Below are 302 nucleotides of genomic sequence, written 5' to 3'. Positions count from 1 at the left end.
CGCTGCACGCTGACGAACTGCCGGGCATGCTGGTCGCCTGGCACCTGAAACAGCGTCTGGCCGAACTGGAAGCTGCCGGCCGCCTGCGCAGCGAAATCGTCCTCGTGCCGGTGGCCAACCCGGTCGGCCTCGAACAAGTGCTGATGGACGTGCCGCTGGGCCGTTACGACCTCGAGAGCGGGCAGAACTTCAATCGCTGGTTCGTTGACCTCAGCGAAGAAATCGGCAACGCCATCGAAGGCCAACTCAACGACGACGCGCAGCACAACCTCGAACTGATCCGCGCCAGCCTGCGCAACGCC

General features: G+C 64.6%; 1 protein-coding gene. It reads left to right on the top strand.

Features of this window, described 5'->3' with window-relative positions:
* Nucleotides 1–302 (top strand): M14 family metallopeptidase (locus AAEY83_RS13820; protein ID WP_351059686.1); only part of this gene is annotated, 302 nt, incomplete at both ends.

The sequence above is a fragment of the Psychrobacter sp. TB20-MNA-CIBAN-0197 genome (genome assembly GCF_040309765.1).
Lineage (GTDB): Bacteria > Pseudomonadota > Gammaproteobacteria > Pseudomonadales > Moraxellaceae > Psychrobacter > Psychrobacter submarinus.
The sequence above is the reverse complement of the archived record's forward strand: the minus strand, read 5'-3'. Positions and strand labels throughout refer to the sequence as shown.